This window comes from Nitrosopumilus sp., from assembly GCF_025699125.1.
Taxonomy (GTDB): Archaea; Thermoproteota; Nitrososphaeria; order Nitrososphaerales; family Nitrosopumilaceae; genus Nitrosopumilus.
Genome location: NZ_JAILWC010000001.1, coordinates 219,213 through 239,780 on the forward strand (window position 1 = coordinate 219,213; position 20,568 = coordinate 239,780).

General features: G+C 34.7%; 26 protein-coding genes and 1 tRNA gene. 12 read left to right on the plus strand and 15 right to left on the minus strand.

Going from position 1 to position 20,568, the window contains the following annotated elements; translation table 11 throughout:
• Positions 1 to 291 precede the first annotated feature (291 nt).
• Positions 292 to 507 (plus strand): YlcI/YnfO family protein, encoded by a 216-nt coding sequence (locus K5783_RS01350; protein WP_297471779.1) that lies wholly within the window; start codon positions 292 to 294, stop codon positions 505 to 507.
• A gap of 34 nt (positions 508 to 541) precedes the next feature.
• Here K5783_RS01350 and K5783_RS01355 read toward each other — a convergent pair whose 3' ends face one another.
• Positions 542 to 925, minus strand: coding sequence for a nuclear transport factor 2 family protein (locus K5783_RS01355; RefSeq protein ID WP_297471780.1), 384 nt, complete (start codon positions 923 to 925; stop codon positions 542 to 544).
• Positions 926 to 1,021: 96 nt separating this feature from the next.
• Positions 1,022 to 1,115, minus strand: a tRNA-Val gene (locus tag K5783_RS01360).
• Positions 1,116 to 1,211: 96 nt separating this feature from the next.
• Between K5783_RS01360 and K5783_RS01365 the strand changes: the two genes are divergently transcribed.
• On the plus strand, positions 1,212 to 1,460 hold the full coding sequence (locus tag K5783_RS01365) for a hypothetical protein (protein WP_109876629.1): 249 nt from the start codon (positions 1,212 to 1,214) through the stop codon (positions 1,458 to 1,460).
• Between the two features lie 2 nt (positions 1,461 to 1,462).
• Here K5783_RS01365 and K5783_RS01370 read toward each other — a convergent pair whose 3' ends face one another.
• The 6 genes from K5783_RS01370 to ileS all read right to left on the minus strand — a co-directional run bounded on the left by K5783_RS01370 (position 1,463) and on the right by ileS (position 8,001).
• On the minus strand, positions 1,463 to 1,630 hold the full coding sequence (locus tag K5783_RS01370; protein WP_008299211.1) for a 50S ribosomal protein L40e: 168 nt from the start codon (positions 1,628 to 1,630) through the stop codon (positions 1,463 to 1,465).
• Between the two features lie 31 nt (positions 1,631 to 1,661).
• The gene (locus K5783_RS01375; RefSeq protein ID WP_297471781.1) at positions 1,662 to 2,579 is read right to left on the minus strand and encodes a CoA-binding protein; all 918 of its coding nucleotides are present in this window, start codon (positions 2,577 to 2,579) and stop codon (positions 1,662 to 1,664) included.
• Complete coding sequence (locus K5783_RS01380; protein WP_297471782.1) at positions 2,576 to 3,682, minus strand: succinate--CoA ligase subunit beta; 1,107 nt, start codon at positions 3,680 to 3,682, stop codon at positions 2,576 to 2,578. The genes K5783_RS01375 and K5783_RS01380 overlap by 4 nt, the downstream gene beginning before the upstream one ends.
• Positions 3,683 to 3,722: 40 nt before the next feature.
• On the minus strand, positions 3,723 to 4,052 hold the full coding sequence (locus K5783_RS01385; RefSeq protein WP_297471783.1) for a hypothetical protein: 330 nt from the start codon (positions 4,050 to 4,052) through the stop codon (positions 3,723 to 3,725).
• A gap of 111 nt (positions 4,053 to 4,163) precedes the next feature.
• Positions 4,164 to 4,751, minus strand: a complete 588-nt coding sequence (gene dps, locus K5783_RS01390; RefSeq protein ID WP_109876633.1) for a DNA protection during starvation protein — start codon at positions 4,749 to 4,751, stop codon at positions 4,164 to 4,166.
• 52 nt (positions 4,752 to 4,803) lie between these two features.
• Complete coding sequence (gene ileS / locus K5783_RS01395) at positions 4,804 to 8,001, minus strand: isoleucine--tRNA ligase (RefSeq protein WP_297471784.1); 3,198 nt, start codon at positions 7,999 to 8,001, stop codon at positions 4,804 to 4,806.
• Between the two features lie 85 nt (positions 8,002 to 8,086).
• Between ileS and purD the strand changes: the two genes are divergently transcribed.
• Complete coding sequence (gene purD, locus K5783_RS01400; RefSeq protein WP_297471785.1) at positions 8,087 to 9,349, plus strand: phosphoribosylamine--glycine ligase; 1,263 nt, start codon at positions 8,087 to 8,089, stop codon at positions 9,347 to 9,349.
• Here purD and K5783_RS01405 read toward each other — a convergent pair.
• Both K5783_RS01405 and K5783_RS01410 read right to left on the minus strand, forming a co-directional pair.
• Positions 9,340 to 9,900, minus strand: coding sequence for a 5-formyltetrahydrofolate cyclo-ligase (locus K5783_RS01405; RefSeq protein ID WP_297471786.1), 561 nt, complete (start codon positions 9,898 to 9,900; stop codon positions 9,340 to 9,342). The two genes, purD and K5783_RS01405, sit on opposite strands and share 10 nt — an antisense overlap.
• Positions 9,890 to 10,753 (minus strand): bifunctional 5,10-methylenetetrahydrofolate dehydrogenase/5,10-methenyltetrahydrofolate cyclohydrolase, encoded by an 864-nt coding sequence (locus K5783_RS01410; RefSeq protein ID WP_297471787.1) that lies wholly within the window; start codon positions 10,751 to 10,753, stop codon positions 9,890 to 9,892. The genes K5783_RS01405 and K5783_RS01410 overlap by 11 nt, the downstream gene beginning before the upstream one ends.
• A gap of 42 nt (positions 10,754 to 10,795) precedes the next feature.
• Between K5783_RS01410 and K5783_RS01415 the strand changes: the two genes are divergently transcribed.
• A complete protein-coding gene (locus K5783_RS01415) occupies positions 10,796 to 11,128 on the plus strand; it encodes an antibiotic biosynthesis monooxygenase (RefSeq protein ID WP_297471788.1) in 333 nt (110 codons plus the stop codon).
• 1 nt (position 11,129) lies between these two features.
• Positions 11,130 to 11,450, plus strand: a complete 321-nt coding sequence (locus K5783_RS01420; RefSeq protein ID WP_297471789.1) for a cupin domain-containing protein — start codon at positions 11,130 to 11,132, stop codon at positions 11,448 to 11,450.
• Here K5783_RS01420 and purN read toward each other — a convergent pair.
• Positions 11,447 to 12,064, minus strand: a complete 618-nt coding sequence (purN, locus tag K5783_RS01425) for a phosphoribosylglycinamide formyltransferase (RefSeq protein WP_297471790.1) — start codon at positions 12,062 to 12,064, stop codon at positions 11,447 to 11,449. The two genes, K5783_RS01420 and purN, sit on opposite strands and share 4 nt — an antisense overlap.
• A gap of 76 nt (positions 12,065 to 12,140) precedes the next feature.
• On the opposite strand from purN, the gene K5783_RS01430 reads away from it, so the two are divergent.
• Entirely contained in the window at positions 12,141 to 13,103 is a 963-nt protein-coding gene (locus tag K5783_RS01430) for an exonuclease (protein WP_297472686.1), read from the plus strand.
• On the opposite strand, the gene K5783_RS01435 is transcribed toward K5783_RS01430, so the two are convergent.
• Positions 13,096 to 13,335 carry a hypothetical protein gene (locus K5783_RS01435; RefSeq protein WP_297471791.1) on the minus strand — a complete coding sequence of 80 codons (240 nt, stop codon included), beginning with the start codon at positions 13,333 to 13,335 and terminating at the stop codon, positions 13,096 to 13,098. The genes K5783_RS01430 and K5783_RS01435 overlap by 8 nt on opposite strands.
• 142 nt (positions 13,336 to 13,477) lie before the next feature.
• Between K5783_RS01435 and K5783_RS01440 the strand changes: the two genes are divergently transcribed.
• Positions 13,478 to 14,527 (plus strand): HAMP domain-containing sensor histidine kinase, encoded by a 1,050-nt coding sequence (locus K5783_RS01440; RefSeq protein WP_297471792.1) that lies wholly within the window; start codon positions 13,478 to 13,480, stop codon positions 14,525 to 14,527.
• 33 nt (positions 14,528 to 14,560) lie between these two features.
• Complete coding sequence (locus tag K5783_RS01445) at positions 14,561 to 14,860, plus strand: hypothetical protein (RefSeq protein ID WP_278976074.1); 300 nt, start codon at positions 14,561 to 14,563, stop codon at positions 14,858 to 14,860.
• A 186-nt stretch (positions 14,861 to 15,046) separates the two neighbouring features.
• Here K5783_RS01445 and K5783_RS01450 read toward each other — a convergent pair whose 3' ends face one another.
• Complete coding sequence (locus tag K5783_RS01450) at positions 15,047 to 16,324, minus strand: DUF4147 domain-containing protein (RefSeq protein WP_297471793.1); 1,278 nt, start codon at positions 16,322 to 16,324, stop codon at positions 15,047 to 15,049.
• Between the two features lie 52 nt (positions 16,325 to 16,376).
• Here K5783_RS01450 and K5783_RS01455 point away from each other — a divergent pair, with 52 nt between their 5' ends.
• The 3 genes from K5783_RS01455 (at position 16,377) to K5783_RS01465 (ending at position 18,810) form a co-directional block, all read left to right on the plus strand.
• Positions 16,377 to 17,321 carry an iron-containing alcohol dehydrogenase gene (locus tag K5783_RS01455; RefSeq protein WP_297471794.1) on the plus strand — a complete coding sequence of 315 codons (945 nt, stop codon included), beginning with the start codon at positions 16,377 to 16,379 and terminating at the stop codon, positions 17,319 to 17,321.
• A gap of 99 nt (positions 17,322 to 17,420) precedes the next feature.
• Positions 17,421 to 18,521: an LLM class flavin-dependent oxidoreductase gene (locus K5783_RS01460; protein ID WP_297471795.1), complete on the plus strand. Its 1,101-nt coding sequence runs from the start codon at positions 17,421 to 17,423 to the stop codon at positions 18,519 to 18,521.
• A 58-nt stretch (positions 18,522 to 18,579) separates the two neighbouring features.
• Positions 18,580 to 18,810, plus strand: coding sequence for a hypothetical protein (locus K5783_RS01465; RefSeq protein ID WP_297472688.1), 231 nt, complete (start codon positions 18,580 to 18,582; stop codon positions 18,808 to 18,810).
• Here K5783_RS01465 and K5783_RS01470 read toward each other — a convergent pair.
• Positions 18,805 to 19,224 (minus strand): hypothetical protein, encoded by a 420-nt coding sequence (locus K5783_RS01470; RefSeq protein WP_109876603.1) that lies wholly within the window; start codon positions 19,222 to 19,224, stop codon positions 18,805 to 18,807. The genes K5783_RS01465 and K5783_RS01470 overlap by 6 nt on opposite strands.
• A gap of 63 nt (positions 19,225 to 19,287) precedes the next feature.
• A complete protein-coding gene (locus K5783_RS01475) occupies positions 19,288 to 19,512 on the minus strand; it encodes a hypothetical protein (protein WP_297471796.1) in 225 nt (74 codons plus the stop codon).
• A 77-nt stretch (positions 19,513 to 19,589) separates the two neighbouring features.
• On the opposite strand from K5783_RS01475, the gene K5783_RS01480 reads away from it, so the two are divergent.
• A complete protein-coding gene (locus K5783_RS01480; protein ID WP_297471797.1) occupies positions 19,590 to 20,222 on the plus strand; it encodes a pyridoxamine 5'-phosphate oxidase family protein in 633 nt (210 codons plus the stop codon).
• The last annotated feature ends 346 nt before the right edge of the window (positions 20,223 to 20,568 follow it).

Here is a 20,568-nt window from a genome sequence, read left to right on the forward strand (position 1 = left end):
TTTTGAATATTAACGGATAATAGATAAAACTAGTGTTAAAAATCAAACATCTCACTTTCCATTTTGGAGTAAATTCATATCTTTAGTCTGTAAAAGTAATGATGTTTGGGGGATAACAAATTATTACAAACAGAAGCAGGAACTTCATTCATGAATTCATTTAATGAATTCTATTATTCTTAGTCCAATTATTGCACTTAGCTGCGGATAGAGATGCTATTCCAAATCTTCACAGTTCCGCAACTCTGACAGTCCTTAAAACCTAAAACAACTGTATACTGCTGTAAACAAATGTCTAGAACTGTTTCTGCACGTATACCAAATGACTTGCATGAAGAATTACGAGAAAGATGCAATCTTGTTGGAGAATCAATCAATGATTTTGTAACTGCGTGTATTGAGGTAGATCTGCACAATTCATGTGACTTTGATTTTGGTGATGAAGTTGCAGATGAATTGGAAAGACAAAAGGAAGAATTCAAGAAAAATTCAAAGATTGTGAACTAATCTATTAAGATTCTATTTTCAAACTGATGTGTAATCAGTTGATTGCTTCATTAATTTTCTCAGTATCTGTAAACTGCCTGAATTGAATTATTTTGTTATCTTTGATATGATATACATGTGAAAAAGAAGTCTCAAATGATTTGCCCTTTTTTGAGATTCCATGATATTTGCCAGTTACCATAACATGATCTTTCATATCTGAAATATGTTCTGGTGTTGCATGAAATTCTTTAAAGTTTGATAGCATTTTTGGAAAGTATTCTTTGAAAATCGCATCTTTGCCTACAAACCTTCCCCCGTTTGGCATACCTTCTGATAACTGCCATTCAATGTTTTCGTCACACAAAGCAAGATAGGTCTCTTTGTCTTTGTTTTTGAAAGCATGATAGAATTTTTTTATTAACTCTTCATTTGACACGACATTCGATTTTTTAATTTATTAATATCCTGATCTATTTAGATTCAATTTCTCACTCTTTAACGTCGTGGAACTTAAAAAAGGACACTAGAGGGATGGACCGGATGGGATTTGAACCCACGACCTTTGCGGGAAAAAATTCCTTACGCAGTGTGAGTGCGTCATCCAAACCAAACTAGACGACCGGTCCAACGAATCTACTAAAAGACGAGTTTTTTTGTCTTTAGGTTTTGTCATTATACTGTTATTACCTTGACCTTTTCTACTGATTTTGAGAATAACACTCATGTCCCTTCAAGAATTTGATGCGTTAATTAACAGAATGAAATTGGCATACGACTATGCCGATAATTTAGGACAGTATGTAGAGGCAGCTAAAGTTCTTTATCAAATGAATGATCAATTGCCCGATGATCTTCAATTATACTTGGAGGAACTTGACAATCCCGAATCTGCTAAATCATTTATCATGAAATACAATAACGAATTAAAATCTGCCATTGTAAGTTATCGACAAAGATTGATGAATTTTTAGTCCTATTTCTTTACGCCCAGATTTCTATTCTTTAATCTCAAGTATGGATTTCTGCACTTTCTACATCGTGATGCGCCAATATCGTTTCTGCATCCGCATTTGAAGCAAATTCTCATGACGAGACGGGCTTGCTGTGCAATTCGTTTCTTTTCTGGGTCTGTAATGGGCATTTAATTGACTCCTGAATCTCTCTCTTTTATTTTAATCGGATTTTTCCATTTTTCCTGCTAATAATACTGGTACTTCGGCAGGTCTTTTTGCTACAGGGATGTTTGCCTTGTTAAACATTGAAATCTTGGACTCTGCTGACCCATACGTTCCCATTACTATTGCACCTGCATGTCCCATTCTCTTTTCTTTGGGGGCCGCTCTTCCTGCAATGTATGCTACGGTGGGCTTGTTAAATCCACTATCCATAATTCTTTGAGCTAAAATTTCCTCCGAGTCTCCGCCTATTTCCCCAACCACTACCATTCCTTCCAAGTCCGGAATGTCTTTCACCATTTCAAAGGCGTCAATCAATCTTGTTCCATTAATCGGATCTCCTCCAATTCCGATGGTGATTGATTGACCAAACCCTGCATTGGTTAACGCATCTGAAATTTCATAAAGTAAGGTTCCACTTTTTGATAATACTGCAATCTTTCCTGCTTTGAATGGCATTGGTGGCATAATTCCAATTTTGATTAATTCTGGAATCATTATTCCTGGAGTGTTTGGCCCTATCACCACTGCTCCTTTTTTATTTGCTAATTCTAGCGTCTCCATTGTGTCTCTGATTGGAACATGTTCTGGAATTGCAACTAGTAATTTGATTCCTGCTTCCAGAGCTTCTTTGGCGGCTCCCAGGAAGAATTTAGCTGGAACAAAAATAATTGAAATTTTTGCATTTGTTTTATCAACTGCCTCTTGCATTGTGTTGTAAATTGGTACGCTATCATTCCATGTTTGGCCTCCTTTGCCCGGAGTAACTCCTGCTACTACATTTGTTCCATATGCCATCATATTTGCTGCATGTAGCGAACCATACGATCCTGTAATCCCTTGAACTATCACGCCTTTTTTCTCATAGTCTGGTTCTCCAGGTTTTCCTTTTAGTAATCCAAAAATGTCTGTCATTTCTTTATTCCCATTACTGCAGCATTGATTGCCCCTTCAACTGAATCAAATATGTTGGTTCTGGAACCTTGCAACATCTCTTTTGCTTTATCTGATTCAGTTCCCTTTAGTCTTGCAAATACTGGCAAGTCGATTAAATTATCTTCATAAGCTTTGAGAAACGCCTCTGCCACTACTGTTGTTTTTACAATTCCTCCATAGAGGTTTACTAGGATTCCTTTGACTCTGCTTAATTTACTAATCAAAGTCAATGCTTCATAAACTGATTCTGTAGTTGCACCGCCGCCAACATCTAAGAAACATGCTGGCTTTCCCCCATTGTCTGATAGCATATCCAGTGTAGACATTACTAGTCCTGCACCGTTTCCCACAACTGCAATATCTCCATCTAATTCTACTAGAGAAAATCCGCTTTTTTCCGCCTGTTCTTCAATTTTTGTCTTCTCTTGATATTTTTGTAATTCTGGGTGCCTAAAGTTGCTGTTGTCATCTGTTACAAATTTGCCATCAAGGGCCATGATTGAATCATCTTGCATGATTGCAAGAGGATTAATTTCTACCAACTCTGCTTCTTTTTCAATGGTGAGTTTTGATAATTTCTTTAGTGTATCTACAAACTGCTCTGCTGTATTTCCTTGCAATCCTATCTCTTTTGCAACTTCTCTGGCAAGATCGTCTGAAACATCACCCAACCCCACTTCCTTAATGATTTGGTTTTTTACTGATTCAATCTCTACACCTCCCTCAGATGATGCAATAATTGTGTAGCATCTCTTTGAGCGATTCAAAAATAGTGATAAATACAACTCTTTTTTGATGTCAGCCATTTTTTCAAGCAAAATCGCTCTTGCTTTTTCTCCCTTTATTGTCAAATCCATTACTTGAGGATATTTTAATTCAAATTCATCATCGTTTTGACATTTTTGAATGCCTCCTGCCTTTCCTCTTCCGCCTACTGGCACTTGGATTTTAATTACAAATGGATATCCTAATTCTTTTGCATGTTTTCTCCCTTCTTCTATATTTGTAGATGAAATACTGGGAAGTAAATTGATTCCATATTCTCGAAATAGTTCTTTGGCTTGAAATTCTAATAACTGCATGCAAGAATCATGAAATTTACGGTCTTTATTAACTATGATGCTATTTTAATTGCTCTTCAAGAAAATCAATCATTTCTAAAAAGCGATCTTTACTTTTTCTCAATAATTCTTCAGGATATTCTTCAATTGTAAATACAAACTGTTGATGAAAGCTTGGAACTAAAACTCCGCCGGACGTTACCATTTGTTCTATGACATATCCGTTGGTAAGAGTACACACAATTTCTTCATAGGATTCTTCTTCTTCTTCAAGAGTTTGTCTGTAGAGGACAATTGGTCTGTTTGTCTTTGCAACAATGCTGGAACCCTTTTCAAGCAGATCTGATAATTGTTGGATTTGCCAGGCATCCAAACTAATCTGTTTTACCATATTCTAAATGAGTGATTTTTCTATTTAACCGTGATAAAACAACGCATCTTCACAACTTGTCGTCAATAAAATCACAAATTTGTAATTTCAAAGAAAGAAAATGATTTGGCCTTAAGCCATATCGAGTGCTCTAGAGTGTTTTCTAGTGTGTGGTCTTTCACCAGAATATTTTCTTCTCATGTGTCCTGATGGTCGTCCATAGATTAACTCTAAGAACCAAGACTCGTGTTCAATCTCTTCAGCTAAGATATCTTTTGCAATATCATATGTTGCAGGATCTTTTCCTATTGTCATCAGGCAAATTTTATTCCAGTTGACAATTGCACCCTGTTCGGCTTTGAGACATTTCTCTAGAATTGCCTTGTGATCAGTTGGGTTTGCTGGAAGCTGCAGGAATTCACAACCTGACATTTTGATGAATTCTGTTGCGTCATTTGGAAGGGCTCCGCCTAATTGGTAGATTCTTTCCAGGCATGATTCGAAGTGGCTGAGATCCTCTAATCTTGCATCCTCGATAATTCCTTTGAGTCCTTCTCCTTCTAGGCCTGTACAATGCGCTCTTAGATTGGTAAAGTAATAGTATGCAGTAAACTCTACTGCTGCATTCTTGATTAGCTCCTTTAACAATTCATCGACATCAAGGCCATTTTGTTTTAGAACATTGATTCCAACAACATTTGGTGTGTTTGATTCAGACATTTGATTCTACAAATTCTAATTGTAATAAAAATATTGCATTGAATTTCAATATCTATTCAACTGAAATTCTTATTTTCTGGCCATCAATATCGTCGTCTTTGTATTCTTTGCAAGAATCTGTGAAATTCACCTGTTTCACTCTGACTAGAAATGCCAAATCTTCTGCCTTGTCTTGAATCATTTCAAGTGATTCTTCATCCAAATCGAGAATTGATGCAACATCTAAAATATCTGTGGGGTTGTATCCTCTTTCTTTTCTTAGAGTTTGAAGTCTTCTTGCAACGTCTTTTATCAATCCTTTTGCCATCATTTCCTTGTTTCGCAATGTTGAAATGAACACTATGTAATCGTCTCTTTTTGATGCAGCAAAATTTTCACTTGCATCAAAATCTACAACATAATCTTCCGTGTCTAATGAAATTATCTCACCATCTATGTTAAAGTCATGTTTTGAATTCTTCTGCAATGATGAAATGATTTCTTCAGGATCTGTTTCTGTAAATGTTGTAACTAGTTTTCCCATGTGTTGTTTTGCTTTGGGTCCTATTCTTTTTCTTTCAAGTTCAATAACTGGTTTTACCGGCAGTCCTAACTCTTTTAATTCTAAAATTTGTTCTAATCCTGATTCTTTTTCAGTTTCTACAACGGAGAATTTTTCTACGTTTAGTTGGGACTGCAACAAGTCTGACAATGATTCTAGTTTTTTCTTTTGCCCTTTTTTGACGCAAATTCGAGCTTCATTTAACGGCCATCGTCTTTTCAATTTTCCTTTCATCCTTGCTGCAGATGACACTGATACGACATCTTTCATAATGTCAAATGATTCTTCAATCTCTTCATTTACAAGTGATTCTTCATACTGGGGCCACTTGTCAAGTAGGATGCTTTGTTTTTCGTGAAAAACTGTTTGATAAAGATACTCGCTAGTAAATGGACAAAATGGATGAATCAAAATATCTAGTGTTTTGAGTACTTCATTGAGTACTGAATATATCGACAATCTTCTATTTTTCTTGTTTTCATCTTCATCCCATAACTCTCCTCTTGTAATTGGAATGTAGATCTGACTTAGATTGTTTATGATGAAATCATCTATTGCTTTTGCACTTTCATGGAATTTACATGTCTGATTTTTCTCTGTAATTTTCTGTATTAGTTTTTGAAGTTTAGATAATATCCAAATGTCAGGTGATGTCAGTAAATTCTTTTTCTTTGCCCACTCAATCGTGTTTGATTGATCAAAATTGTCGTACTTGCTATTTTGTTCAAAATATAGATGAAGGTTGAATAGCGTGTTTATTACCTGATATGGCCTTGACATTAACTCATCAGTGCTGAAACTCAGAGGTTCAATTGGGCTTGCCTTCCACATAAAATAAAATCTGACTAGGTCTACAGGATATTTCTGTAATAATTCTGCACCTTCCAAAACATTTCCTTTACTCTTGCTCATCTTGCCTCCTTTTTCGTCAAGCACGTGTCCTTGGAACAAAAATGATTTGAAAGGAGGTACGGGACCGTTGTTTAAGATTACATTTTCGATAAGAAGAGTATATGCCCATCCTCTGGTTTGATCAATCCCTTCCGTGAAAAATGGCGCAGGGATTTCATTTGTGTATTCTTCGTCAGTCAAAGATGAGTATGGTGCAGAACCGCTGTTGTGCCATGTGTCTAAAACATATTCTTCTCTTTTTGTTTTGACACTGTTGCATTTTTTACATTTTATTGTAATGTTGTCAATCCACGGTCTATGTAATTCAAAGTCTGGCCCATCTGGTAAGTTTTCTGCTGCATCTACAATATCTTTTCTTGTAAAGAACCAGTTTTTCTCACCACAGTCATCGCAACTCCAGACAGGTAATGGACAACCCCATATCCTTTCTCGAGAAATACACCATGGGTGTCTCTCCTTGATGATTCCTAAAAATCTGTTTTTTGGCTGCTCAAAAAAATACTCCACACTTTCTGCCGCATCAACTGCTTTGTTTCCTAGCCTGTCTAATTTGTAAAACCACCCTCTTCGTGCAAGCCAAACTATTGGATGATGTGACCTCCAACAAAGAGGATACTTGTGTTTTATTTTTCCAATTTTTACTAGCGCATTACAATCTTTTAGATCTTCTACAATTATTCTGTCTGCGTCTCTAACAAACATTCCTTGATATTTTCCTGCTTGAGTGGTGAATTTTACTTCATCATCAATGGGACTGAAAATTTTCACATTTCGCTTGTTTGCTATTTTGATATCTTCTTCTCCGTTTGCAGGAGATAGATGAACAAGACCACTTCCTGTACTTGCATCAACAAATGACTCTGAAACTGCAACATGATAATTATTTAATTTGGAACATTCACTTAATTCTGGAATTAAATCAAGCAACGGATGAATGTATTTCCTGCCTTCGAATTCTGAACCTTTAGCAGTTTTTTCAATACCATAATTATCTATTTTCATTTCTGTCATGAACTCTTCTAGTCTTGTTTTTCCAATGATCCATGTTTCATTTTCTACTTTGACATATGCATAATCTTCGTCTGGTTGAAAACCTACCATTGCATCAGTCACTAGAGTGAATGGCATAGTAGTCCAAACAATCAAAAATGCGTCTTCATCAACTAGTTTTACTTTATAGTATAATGATGGATCTTTAACTTCTTCATATCCCTGATTTACTTCTGCATGACTAAGTGATGTTTGGCAACTAGGGCAATATGCAATTACTGTAAAGTCTTCTTCTAAAATTCCATTCTCGTGCGCTTTTTTTAGCACTTGCCATTCTCTTTCAATGAATTCATCTCTAAAAGTCCAATACGCTTTATCATGATTAAATGACATGCCGAGAAGTTCGTCAACTTCTACCCATGATTTGTTGTATTTTTTTACAACTTTTTTGCACTCAGTTACAATTCTTTCAATTCCAAACTGTTTGATTGCTTCTGTTTTCCCGCCTGAAACTCCTAATTCTTTCTCTACTTGCAATTCTACTGGGAGCCCCTGTGTATCCCATCCACCATTGAATTCAATTTTCCCCCCTTGCAGGGTATTGAATCTGTACCACAAATCTTTGATGACTCTTCCCCTTAGATGTCCTGCATGCGGAATTCCGTTCATTGTTGGAGGTCCTTCGATGAATCTAATTTTTTCACGTTTGTCTGATGCAAAAATCTGTTTTTCTAAATCAATTGATTTGATGTACTCTTTAACTTGTGATTCAATTGATTTTGCATCAAACTTTGTAGAAAGTTCCATTGGATTTTCATATGTATGTGGCATTATAAAGCTAAATTGATTTTTTGAGACTTGGATTATATAATTGAGTTAAAGATGATTTTTGTTGGTAAATATCCTAGTAATAGGTTCTGGAGGCAGGGAGCATGCATTATCTTGGAAGTTATCTCAAAGCAATAAGGTTGAAACTGTTTTTACATCTCCTGGAAACGGTGGTACTGAGAACAATGTGCCAATTGATGTTACTAATTTAGATGAATTGGCTGATTTTGCTCAAAAAAATAATTGCTTTACTGTAGTTGGTCCTGAAGATCCATTGGCTGCAGGAATTGTTGATAAATTTAACAAACTAAATCTCAAAATTTTTGGTCCATCCCAAATGGCTGCTCAGCTTGAATCCAGCAAGATTTGGGCCAAAAATTTCATGAAACGCAATAATATCCCAACAGCTAGATTCGAAATTTTTGATGATGCACAAAAAGCTGAAGATTATGTGAACTCCCTTGAGTATAATGTGGTTGTAAAGGCTGATGGTCTTGCTGCTGGAAAGGGTGTAATTGTTTGCAATAGCAATAAGGAGGCAATATCTGCAATTCAAACAATTCTGGTCAAAAAAACATTCGGTGAGGCTGGAAATCGAATAATTGTTGAGGAAAGACTAGATGGAATTGAGGCCTCCTACATTGCACTCTCTGATGGCGAGATTGCTATTCCTATGGCTTCAAGTCAAGATCATAAGAGAATTTTTGATAATGATGAGGGTCCTAATACTGGTGGGATGGGGGCATATTCTCCTACACCTGTAATTGATGATGTGTTGGCAGAAAAAATACAAAAAAAAATTATTGACAAAACTATACACTCGATGAAAAATGAAGGAATTGTCTTTAAGGGATTTTTGTATGCTGGAATTATGATTAGAGATAATGAACCTTATGTTTTAGAATATAATGTTAGAATGGGTGATCCTGAATGCCAACCTATTATGATGCGGATGGATTTTGATTTGTATGATTATTTTGTAGCAAGCGTTGAAGGCAAATTATCTTCTATGCCTTTACCATCGTGGAAAAATCAATATGCTGTATGTGTTGTTTTAGCATCAGATGGATATCCAGAATCATATGTTAAGGGCGAAGAAATTTCAGGATTTGATTCTGTATCAAATCAAGCACATGTTTTTCACGCTGGTACCAAAAAAATAGATGGTAAAATTGTCTCAGACGGTGGGCGCGTTTTAGGAGTCACAGCTTTGGGCGAAAGTTTGGAGATTGCAATTAACAATGCATATGACGCAACTGAAAAAATAACCTGGGCACACAAATACTGCAGAAAAGATATTGGTAAAAAAGGGCTAGCCTATTTCTGAGTCTGAAAAACTCTGTCTTCTGTTACAATCCAATCAATAATTACATCGTGTTCTGATTTTGGGATGTTCTTTACAATTTGCTTTTCCAAAGTCAACACAATAGTTGTGGTTTTATTTTCTGCTAGAAATTTATCGTAAAACCCATGACCGTATCCCAATCTTACTCCCCTTGGTGACATTCCAACAGCTGGGATGATTATCACATCCAGTGAATTGTCCGTCTTGCAGTCATCTTTTGGCTCCATGATGTCAAATCTTCCTTTTTCTAGGCTCGAAAAATCCTTTATTTTTCTAAATTCCATTTCATTTCCAATTACTTTTGGCAAAAAAACTTCTTTTCCATCACTGATTAATTCTTGAATAATATCCTGTGTGAAAATCTCGCTTTGAATTGGATAATACATTCCAATTTTCTGAGCATTTTTAAATGCAGAAATTTTTTTTATTTTCTTTTGCATCTTCTCACTTGCAATCTTTAATAGATCAAAAGAAGTGTTGTCTCTTTTTTCTAAAAGGAGATTCCTGAGTGCCTTTTTTTTACTATCGTCCAATTTGACTGCTCAGTGATGCTGCGGTGATTGTATTTTTTAATAACATGGCAACTGTCATGGGTCCAACTCCACCTGGTACTGGAGTTGCAAAAGATGCCTTTTGAATTATTTTATCATAATCTGAATCTCCTACTAATTTTTCTTGAAATCGCGATATTGCAACATCAATTACGATTGCACCGTCTTTAATCATCTCTGGTGTCAACGTGAATTTGTTTCTATCACCCACTGCTGTGATGATGATGTCTGCAGATTTACAGAATTCTGCAATGTTCTTTGTTTTAGAATGACATGTAATCACAGTTGCATTTTTTTCTAATAATAAGTGATAAAGTGGCTTTCCTACTAAATTGCTCCTGTTTATTAGAACTATGTTTTTACCTTCCAAATCAATTTTATAAAAATCAAACATCTCCATAACTCCTGAAGGAGTGCATGCAACTAATGCTGCTTTTTTCATTGCTAACAATCCTGCATTATGGGGGGTCAAACCATCTACATCTTTTAGTGGTGAAATTCTTGATGTTGTGGCAAATTCATCTAACTGTTCGGGTAATGGAAGCTGAACTAGGATTCCATGAACAGAATTATCCGTGTTTAGATTATCTATGATTTTATTTAATTCCATTTGAGTAACATTTGAAGCAAGTTTATGATCTTTTGTTATGATTCCAACTTCTTCACATGCAATGTGTTTGTTTTTGACATATGTTGCAGATGCTGGATTTTCTCCAATCAAAATCGTGGCTAAACACGGATTGATATCTTGTGTTTTAAGCTCAAGAACTGCCTTTTTGACCCTGTCTTTGACTGATTGAGCAATAACTTTGCCATCAATTTTGATGCCTACCATACACTGTTTTTAGTTCGTAGATATTTAATTCTTGGAATTTGGATGGAAATCTTAGAAAAGAAATTTAATGCCTATATTTCTAGCCAGAACATGTTTGTAATGATGGCAGATGTAAATCTGAAAGATGGTGCTGAAGAAGGTTTCAAAAAATGGTTTTCAGAATCAAACAAAGTACTGGCAAACTTTCCAGGGTTTATCTCAAGACGATTTTTAAAAGCAAATGACGGAAGCTATAGAATAATTGTAGAACATGAAAGCAAAGACACCTTCATCAAAATGCACAATAGCCCAGAACACGATAAACTACATCCTGAAGGACATTCTTACATGAGTGCTCCTCCAGAAAGAAAAACATTCTCAATTGTTGCTGAATAAGTTGAAACTCGATTATGACTTAAATTCATATCTTGAAAAAATCAAAAAAAGTGATTCTTATTTTCATACTTTTATTAATCGTGAAAGTTTAGCAGCGGGAATTTTGGTTTTACAGCCAAATGAAGAAGATACTCAGGAACCACATAACAGTGATGAGGTATACTATGTAATTTCAGGAAATGGTTTTTTGAAAATTAAAAACAAAGATTACAAAATATCCAAAGACAAACTGTTTTTTGTTGCAAAAGGTGTCGAGCATTATTTTCATGGGAATACAAAGGAGCTAAAGGTTTTGTATTTTTTTGGCGGCCCTGACTCTTAGCCAATCATTGTTCTTCTTCCAGAAACTTTGATCTTTTTTCTAGCAAATAGATTAACTGCTTCGGGGTATGTCTTGTGTTCCTCTTTTAGAATTCTTTTTGATAGTGATTCTTCTGTGTCGTTTTCTTTGATTTTGACTACTGATTGAAGAATCACTGGACCTGTATCCATTTCTGAATCTACAAAATGAACTGTGCATCCTGAATATTTTGCACCGTACTCCAACGCTTGTTTTTGCGCATTTAGTCCTGGAAAAGATGGCAACAATGCAGGATGGATGTTGATAATTCTATTCTTGTATTTTTTTACAAATTGCGGACTAATTATCCTCATAAATCCGGCAAGACAAACAAGCCCATTTTTAGGAGTTACCCCATATTTTGTTAGGGTGACGATGATTTTTTTATCATATGCTTCTCTGCTACCTTCAAACCCCTTGCTCTCAATGATCTCTGTTTTAATCCCTAACTTCGCTGCAATTTTTAGACCTGGTGCATCTACTTTATTTGAAATAACTACTGCTGGATTTATTGGGATCTTTTTACTTTTAATTGACTTTAGAATGTTCTCCATGTTGCTTCCACGACCAGAGATGAGAATTCCTAGATTTAGCAACTAGTCAATACTAGATCAAACCTGCAATTTATATCAAATCCAATTATTTTCATCTTCGTTGCCTAGAAAAGTCAGGATGACTAAAAATGGAATCCTGTGTGAGGTAAATGAAAAACGAGTTTATTTAGATCCTAAAAACAGTGATGTTTCTGGAATAAATTTTGTATCCCATGCTCATTCTGATCACCTACCAACAAAAAACGGTGGAATGATCTTATCCTCCATTGAAACAAATGAGATAGCTAATCTTAGAGGATTCACAATGAAGAATCATGTAGAATCACTAGAAAATTTCTCCCTCATTAACAGTGGCCATATTCTTGGGGCCAGGGGTTTGCTTTTTGATGATATTTTCTATACTGGAGATATCTGTACTAGAGATAGAGGTTTTCTAAAGGGTGCAGAAATTCCTAAATGCAAAACTCTGATTACTGAATGTACATTTGGATTGGCAGAATTTGTTTTTCCAAAAATGGAACAAATTCAAAAACAGGTTAACGAATTAATTTCTGAACTTTACGGAAAAGGAATCCCTGTAATTTTAATGGGTTACCAATTGGGAAAAGCACAAACAATTACTCAATTATTTGGGCATTGGGGCCCGCTTTATCTTCATGATTCTGTAAAAGATATGAATTTACTTCATCAAAAATTTGGAGTCTCTTTAAAGGATGGGATGGGGCATTCTGAAGCTGAAAAAAATGGGTTACTTGAAAAAAAACCGTGGATAATGGTTGCACCAATGATGTCAAGTAAAAATAAATTTATTCAAGAAATGAAATCAAAATACGGTGCTGTAACAATTGGATTTAGTGGATGGGCACAATCCTCACGATTTTCTTTTGGACGAAGAACTGATTACTCAATTCCAATGAGTGATCACTGTGATTTTAATGAGCTTGTTGATATGGTCATAAAATCTGAGGCCGAACAAGTCTATACAATACATGGATTTGTGAATGAATTTGCACAACACTTGAAAAAAATTGGCATTAATGCTCAACCATTACTGGAAAACTCTTTAGATAATTTTACTTAGATGAAAATTTGCTACAATCACAATTTTCAACTAGACACGTTTCCGTATTTCTAATATGATCATGAGAAAAATGCTTGCATTTTTCATTTTTGCATATTCTTCTTTGGGCTTCTTTTTGCACTACTGATTGTGCTATGGCATTTGCCTTGTCCTTTGAATATCCTTTCTTATCCATGTAAAAATGAACAATACTGTTGTATAGCAAATCTGGTTTGAATTGTTTTTCTAACATGGGAATGTCTGGTTATAATACGGCATTATTATATTAAAAGATCTTGTGACGCCTAATTTGTTTAAATAATACTGTGTTTGTACTATCTGAACATCCTATTTGTCATATTTGAAATTTTGATTGTAAATATATGAGAAAATTCATGCATAGGGAAATCAAAGAAGATTCTGACATTGATCCTATGAATGCCCCCCAAAGGACCGTTTTTTTTAAAAAATCCAAACCCGCTGAAACCATGAAGATTGATTTTAAACCTGATGAGAAATCCAAAAAAATCGATCCCGTTTTAGAAAAAACACCGGAAAAAAATTTAGAATTCAATCACGAGTCTTTAGAAGAAAATGAAAATCTAGATGAAGCAGACAAAAAATTACTTACTCTGAAAAAAGAGATTGAGACCGCACAAAAATTCCATCAATTAACAAAACAAAAATTGACTGCAAAATCTGCGTCATTAAGAAAAACAAAATCAACACTTACCCAAACCCAAAAAAAACTTGATGAAGCATTATCCTCAAAATTTACTGCTGTGGACAATAATAAATTGGAGATGATAGGTAAAATGTCTTCAAAAATGGCACATGATATGAGAAATCCTCTAACAATTTTACAATCCCAAATTGAATTGATGAAGGTAAAACAAAAAATTCATGAAGATACAGTCTTGTCAAACTCAATACTCAGTATGGAGAATGCACTCTCCCACATTACAAATCAAATCAACGACGTGCTGAATTTCATTAAGACTCCTGAGATTCGCTTGATTACTTGTGATTTAAAAGAAATTGTAAAAAGTTCAATTGGTGAGGTAAAATTTCCACAGGATGTTGAATTGCAATCATCACTTAATTCCTGTGTCCTTCAATGTGATGTGGTAAAAATTCGTGGTATTATCACAAATATTATACAAAATGCCGTTCAGGCAACTGGCCTTAAAGGTAAAGTTAGTGTATCGATTGAAGTAGATGGTGCATTTGCTACAATAAAAATTAGTGATTCAGGACCTGGAATCCCTGAAGAAAACATTGAACAAATTTTTGAGCCCATGTTTACTACAAAAGATGATGGAACTGGTTTGGGATTGGCATCATGCAAGCAATATTTGGAGATGCATAAAGGCACAATCGATGTTAGTAATAATCCCACCACATTTACAATTACACTGCCAAAAACTGCTGGATCCTCCTCCTGAACTCTTTTTAGAATCTGTTTGGTAATCAAAATAATGGGGTTTTTATCCAATTTCAAAAAAGATCTCCAAAATGAAAAAAGAAAAAAGGCTGCCCAAATCAACGGCAAACATCTCAAAGAACTGTTAAAAAAATTCAAAGAAGAAAGAGATAGAATAGAAGAAGAAACTGGAGTGAGACCTCAAATTGATGACACAACACAAATGTTTATGCAAAAAATTCTAAATGTGTGGATTGATGAAGGAAAAGAAATCGATGAGGAAAAATTCTGGTTAGAAGTTGACTATAATAGACAATTCTCTCATCCTGTGGAGTACTATGAAAAATCACATTAGGATTATCTCTTTTACAATATGTTTATTTTGATATGAAAATCACAACTCTCAAGTGAAATAATTGGATAAAGAATGGCTACGTGTAAAAAGCGGTAGAAGTAAAGGCTGCAAGGATTGTATTGCTCATAGATGTATGCCAACTAGTTGTAATTGCGATTGTCATAAATGAAATTTTACACATTTGATTTATCTTAAAATCAAACCTATGTCCATTAGATTTGTATGTGTAAAGTTTGTAACGATGTTTCCTTTCTGCTTTTGAAAGAATCTTCCTGAATCACTGTTTTTGAGAAATTCCTTCATCACATCCAAATCAACTTTGATGTTCTCTGTGATTGCTCCTGCAAAGATTGAATTTCCGTCTATTCCATCTGTCCCCATAGACGCTATGATGATTTTTTTTGCCTTTTGAGTGTTTTTTAATAGTCTTAAAACTAATTCTTGATTTCTACCACCCGTTCCCTTTCCAAGAACTTTTACGGTTGGTTCACCTCCAAAAATCAAACAAGTATTTTGTTCATATGAAATGTTTTCAAGTATTTTTGGAACTATCTCTTTGATGTCTCCAAAAATTTGCATTGTTGAGACTTTGTATCCTATCTCATCAGCTTTCTTTTGCATTGCTTGCAGGCAATCATTATTGTTTGCAATGATGTAATTTTCAATTTGTGCTTTTTTTGGAGTTTCACACCTTTTTTCATTTGATCTCTTTTCTAAAATCTGCAAGACCTCCGTTGGAATTTTCCATCTGATTTTATATTTATCAATAATTTCTAATGCATCTGCATAAGTTGTATCATCCATGTATGTTGTACCTGACGCAATGGATGAAAGATCATCACCTTCAACATCAGACATCACCAAACTAATCCCGTGGCATTTCATGTTTTCAATTAGCTTTCCCCCTTTAATTTTTGAGAGATGTTTTCTGATGCAATTGAACTCTTGAATTGTCACTCCTGTTTTCAACAGCAAATTTGTAACATGAATTTTATCATCCAATGTAATTTCATCTGGCATTGCAAGAAGCGAAGAACCACCTCCAGACACAAGAAAAATTATTAATTCGTCACTTCGCTTATTTTGGACAAATTTCATAACCTCTTTTGCTGCTTTTACGCTTGTTTTATCAGGTTGTGGATGTCTGGAATTGAAAATTTGAAATTTTTTTCCTTTAATTTTGGCTTTGGAACCTTTGGGAATTACTATTATTCCGCTTTTGATGGGTATTATTGCATTCAATGCCCGGGTCATAGAATCTCCAGCTTTTCCAAATGCTACGGAATAGATGTTTGAATATTTCTCAACATTGATCACTTTGCCTTTGATCCTAATTTCATTGGGCGTAACATATTTTGTAATGATATTTTTAGGATCTGCTGCTTGAAGACCTGCCTCTAAAATTTCCAGGCAATCTTTTTTCTTCTCAGTGGTTGCCAATTCTCTGAAATTTTGTATAATCACACCAATTCTCAATAATGCAAGATATAATAATAATCAATGATGCCTTTGATTTATGCACACAGTACGCATTCCAAAAGTTATCAACTTTGGAGAAAACGCACTTGGTGAAACAGAGTATCCAAAAAATGCCCTGATTGTAACAACCGTTCCGCCAGAACTTTCTGACAAATGGTTAGCAAAAATGGGAATTCAGGATTATATGTTGTATGATCAAGTGAAACCTGAACCATCAATTGAAGATGTCAATACTGTGATTTCACAATTCAAAGACAAAAATCCATCCGTCTTAATCGGCCTAGGTGGTGGAAGTTCAATGGATGTAGTAAAATATGCTGCACCTGAGATGAAAAAAGAAAAAATCTTAATTCCAACTACTTTTGGAACTGGAGCTGAAATGACAACTTATTGTGTTCTAAAATTTGATGGAAAAAAGAAACTGTTACGTGAAGATAGATTTTTAGCTGACATGGCTGTAGTCGATTCATATTTTATGGATGGTACTCCGGAACAGGTCATCAAAAATTCTGTCTGTGATGCATGTGCTCAAGCTACTGAAGGCTATGATAGCAAGCTCGGTAATGACTTGACTAGAACTCTCTGTAACCAAGCATTTGAGATTCTTTATGATGCAATAATGAACGACAAACCTGAAAACTACCCATACGGTTCAATGTTATCTGGAATGGGATTTGGTAATTGCTCTACTACACTTGGACATGCTTTGTCCTATGTATTCTCAAATGAAGGAGTGCCTCATGGTTATTCCTTATCTTCTTGTACTACAGTTGCTCACAAGCATAACAAGTCAATCTTTTATGATCGATTCAAAGAAGCTATGGAAAAACTTGGTTTTGATAAATTAGAACTCAAAGCTGATGTTTCAGAAGCTGCAGACGTCGTAATGACCGATAGAGGACATTTAGATCCAAACCCAATTCCAATATCCAAAGAAGACGTCATAAAATGTCTTGAAGACATCAAATCAGGTAATTTGTAAAAAATTCAAAATTTTTTACCTTTTTTCTATTTTATTGATTAACTGCGAAATTGGCAGCTTGATGAAACTTTTTATGCTAATACTCTAAGGTAATTATACTTGGCTTCAAAGAAACTCAAATTTGGCATTCAAAACGGATTAAATGTCGCAAGAGCCGGATATACTGAGGACCAAATCTTAACGGCTTGCATGCTGGCTGATAAAACTGGCTATGATTCAATTTTCTACATGGATCATACGAATGTCCCACAATGGAAAAACGCTACAGTGCTCGATCCATGGGTCATGCTTTCTGCAATAGCTGCAGTTACAAATAATGTTGAATTGGGAACTTGTGTTACAGATGCAATTAGAAGACACCCATCAAATATCGCATTAGCCGCAATTACTCTTGATAGAGTTTCAAAAGGCCGAGCAATACTTGGTATAGGCGCAGGTGAGGCACAAAATCTAAAAGAATTCTGCATTCCATTTGAAAAACCTGTTTCAAAATGGGAAGAGCAAATTGAAGTTATTCATACATTATACAATTCCACTCCCGACAATACTGTTGATTACACTGGAAAATATTATCAACTAGAAGGTGCGTGCTTACAAGCCCCTCCAATTAGAAAACCACGTCCTCCAACTTACATGGCATCAGGCGGCAAGAGAACTTTGGAATTAACAGGAAAACTAGGCGATGGATGGCTTCCAATTGGTTATACTCCTGAACTCTTTGAAGATCACAAAAAACAAATCGAATCATCCATGGATAAGAACAATCGTACTCAAGAAGAAAAAGACAACTTCCAAATGGCTTTAGATATTGATGTGTACTTTTCTGAGGATGCAGAAGAATCCTGGGCTAAAATGAAAGAAGCTGTAAAAGTTAGTTTATTCAAACCCGAAGTATTGCGAGTTCATGGATTAAAAGAAATTGAAGGATTTGATTTTGTTAAATACTTTACAGAATATTCAATGTCTGATCAAAGTTGGATTGTAAAGATGAGGGAAGCAGCTACAAAAATTCCTGACAAAATTGCACGTTCCTCCACTGCCGTTGGAACCCCTGAAGATATCATTCCCACATTTGAGCGATTTATGGAGGCAGGTGTCAATCACTTTGTTATAAGATTCTGGGGTAAGAACTACTTTGGTTCTATAGATAAATTTGCAAGTCATGTAATGCCTGCACTTAGAGAAAAAGCCAAACAATAAGGCGTCTATTCTATAACGTACAGAAAATCATTTACTCTACTTGTTTTTATGATGTATGATGGATGACGAACTACCCGAGTCTCTAAAAAAATATCTTGACATTTTAGATGAAAATGTAGAAATTTTGGCAAATCTTGAATTTGATTTAGATGATGAACTGGAAGACGAATTGACTCCAAACATGGGACTCCACAATCTTTATGATATGACTGAAGATGTTGCCCAATCTGCACGACTCAAACGTGCTGAATCTAATTTTTCACGAAGACAAGCCGAAGATTCTTTATGATTTGTGTGGTCTTTTGTTTTTTGCTTTTGTAAATGCCTTTGCTCTCCGTTTGTTTTTCTGCTTTTCTAATCTTTTTCTAGTACGTTCAGTTGCATTTGTTGAGCCCTGAATGATTTTTGTCTTACTTCCGTCTCTTAACATGATCTCTTTTCCTTTGAATCTGAATTCAACATCTCTGCATTTAACATAGTATTTTTTCAGACAAAAAAATATCCTATTGTTTGTCCCATGCATGTCTTTGACCTCTTTTGATTTTTTTAATTCATTGAGTATATTTCGAAGTAAACCTTTGTCAATTTCTGTAATTCTATGAATTTCTCGGAACCAAATGAATCTCGATTCAGATCCCCACTCCTCTAACAGTTCTAATACTTTCTGAGTGGCATTTTCTTGTTCCTCGTTGATTTCATTCATGTCTTTTCTTTTAAACTCCTAAATTTAGCAATTTACATTAATGAAAACTATTGATGAGGAAAGTCATTTATTAGATTTTTTCTTCGCTTGTTTTAATCTGGATTTTATTACCTTTACTGATTGTTTTTGATTATTCTCCATTTTGTTAGCTATTGAATCAATCTGCTGAATAATTTTTGATTGCAATTCTATTGAATTTGTTTTTAATAATTTCTTTTTTAATTTTTTCAGTTGATTGGAATAATCTCTAAAGTCGTTTTTTAGTTCATCAAGATATGGATCATCCATGTTGATTTTTATTTTATCTTATATTTTAGGCATTTTTTATGATCTGGATTTATAATATTATTTATTTTTATTAATTTGTGCAATTAGTTGGAATTCTTCAAATAAAATCATATGACAAGGTAAAAGAATTTCTAAATGAGGAGCATGTGGGACGTCTATCTAGCATAGATGAAAATGGGTTTCCTCAAATTATTCCAATGAATTTTGTGTTTCTTAATGATGCGATTTACATGCATTCACATGTAAAAGGAGAAAAATTGGAAAATATATCTAGAAACAACAAAGTTGGCTTTGAGGCAGACAGGGAGCTAGAGTTTTTGCCCTCTTATTTTGAGGATCCTCATAACGCATCTCTCGCAGACACTTTGTACATTAGTGTTGTAATTAAGGGAATGGGAATTTTTGTTTCTGACAGAGAAGAAAAAACACTTGCGCTCAATGGACTGATGAAAAAATATCAACCTGAAGGACAGTATGATCCAATTGAATCTGATATGAGGGTCTTAGACGCTGTAAGTGTTATCAAAGTTGTTCCTCAAACAATTCATGGCAAATATAAGATTGGACAACACTTGAATCCAAAAGATAGAATGGAACTTGCAAAAAATATTTTGAAAAAAAATTCCCCGACATCTAAAAAAACTCTAAAAATCATGGGTTTTGAAGAGACATCCGATGGTTTAAGAATGATTGATGAACCTGTTTGGTAAGATGATGAATCTCACATGTTTTTTCCCAGTTTGTTTAAAATAACTCCACAAAATATGATTCATGATTATTTGAAAACATGATGATTTTCTCGTGTTCTGGATTAGTACCTGACTGTGCTTGGTCAACAACTGCTATTGATCCACAAATCTTATTGAAACAGTAACCGTGCCGATTTTAAACACGTTCTTCAATTATCCACTGGTGTTAAAATCAAAATTCAATTCTCTATAAAAAATCGTTGATTTTTTGATTCTTATTCAATAATCTTTTTTTATCTTTTTTCTATTTTGGTGTTAAAGTTTGATTTGTTTTTAGTTTACCTTTAGTTTTTCATTAACAAACGTT

Excerpts from the sequence above, each read along its gene's own strand:
- K5783_RS01350 (WP_297471779.1), top strand. The coding sequence starts at position 292 with ATGTCTAGAACTGTTTCTGCACGTATACCAAATGACTTGCATGAAGAA.
- K5783_RS01365 (WP_109876629.1), top strand. The coding sequence starts at position 1,212 with ATGTCCCTTCAAGAATTTGATGCGTTAATTAACAGAATGAAATTGGCA.
- K5783_RS01370 (WP_008299211.1), bottom strand. The coding sequence starts at position 1,630 with ATGCCCATTACAGACCCAGAAAAGAAACGAATTGCACAGCAAGCCCGT.
- K5783_RS01375 (WP_297471781.1), bottom strand. The coding sequence starts at position 2,579 with ATGACAGACATTTTTGGATTACTAAAAGGAAAACCTGGAGAACCAGAC.
- K5783_RS01380 (WP_297471782.1), bottom strand. The coding sequence starts at position 3,682 with ATGCAGTTATTAGAATTTCAAGCCAAAGAACTATTTCGAGAATATGGA.
- K5783_RS01385 (WP_297471783.1), bottom strand. The coding sequence starts at position 4,052 with ATGGTAAAACAGATTAGTTTGGATGCCTGGCAAATCCAACAATTATCA.
- dps (WP_109876633.1), bottom strand. The coding sequence starts at position 4,751 with ATGTCTGAATCAAACACACCAAATGTTGTTGGAATCAATGTTCTAAAA.
- ileS (WP_297471784.1), bottom strand. The coding sequence starts at position 8,001 with ATGGAACTTTCTACAAAGTTTGATGCAAAATCAATTGAATCACAAGTT.
- K5783_RS01410 (WP_297471787.1), bottom strand. The coding sequence starts at position 10,753 with ATGGTAGGCATCAAAATTGATGGCAAAGTTATTGCTCAATCAGTCAAA.
- K5783_RS01415 (WP_297471788.1), top strand. The coding sequence starts at position 10,796 with ATGGAAATCTTAGAAAAGAAATTTAATGCCTATATTTCTAGCCAGAAC.
- K5783_RS01430 (WP_297472686.1), top strand. The coding sequence starts at position 12,141 with ATGACTAAAAATGGAATCCTGTGTGAGGTAAATGAAAAACGAGTTTAT.
- K5783_RS01435 (WP_297471791.1), bottom strand. The coding sequence starts at position 13,335 with ATGTTAGAAAAACAATTCAAACCAGATTTGCTATACAACAGTATTGTT.
- K5783_RS01440 (WP_297471792.1), top strand. The coding sequence starts at position 13,478 with ATGCATAGGGAAATCAAAGAAGATTCTGACATTGATCCTATGAATGCC.
- K5783_RS01445 (WP_278976074.1), top strand. The coding sequence starts at position 14,561 with ATGGGGTTTTTATCCAATTTCAAAAAAGATCTCCAAAATGAAAAAAGA.
- K5783_RS01455 (WP_297471794.1), top strand. The coding sequence starts at position 16,377 with ATGCACACAGTACGCATTCCAAAAGTTATCAACTTTGGAGAAAACGCA.
- K5783_RS01465 (WP_297472688.1), top strand. The coding sequence starts at position 18,580 with ATGGATGACGAACTACCCGAGTCTCTAAAAAAATATCTTGACATTTTA.
- K5783_RS01470 (WP_109876603.1), bottom strand. The coding sequence starts at position 19,224 with ATGAATGAAATCAACGAGGAACAAGAAAATGCCACTCAGAAAGTATTA.
- K5783_RS01475 (WP_297471796.1), bottom strand. The coding sequence starts at position 19,512 with ATGGATGATCCATATCTTGATGAACTAAAAAACGACTTTAGAGATTAT.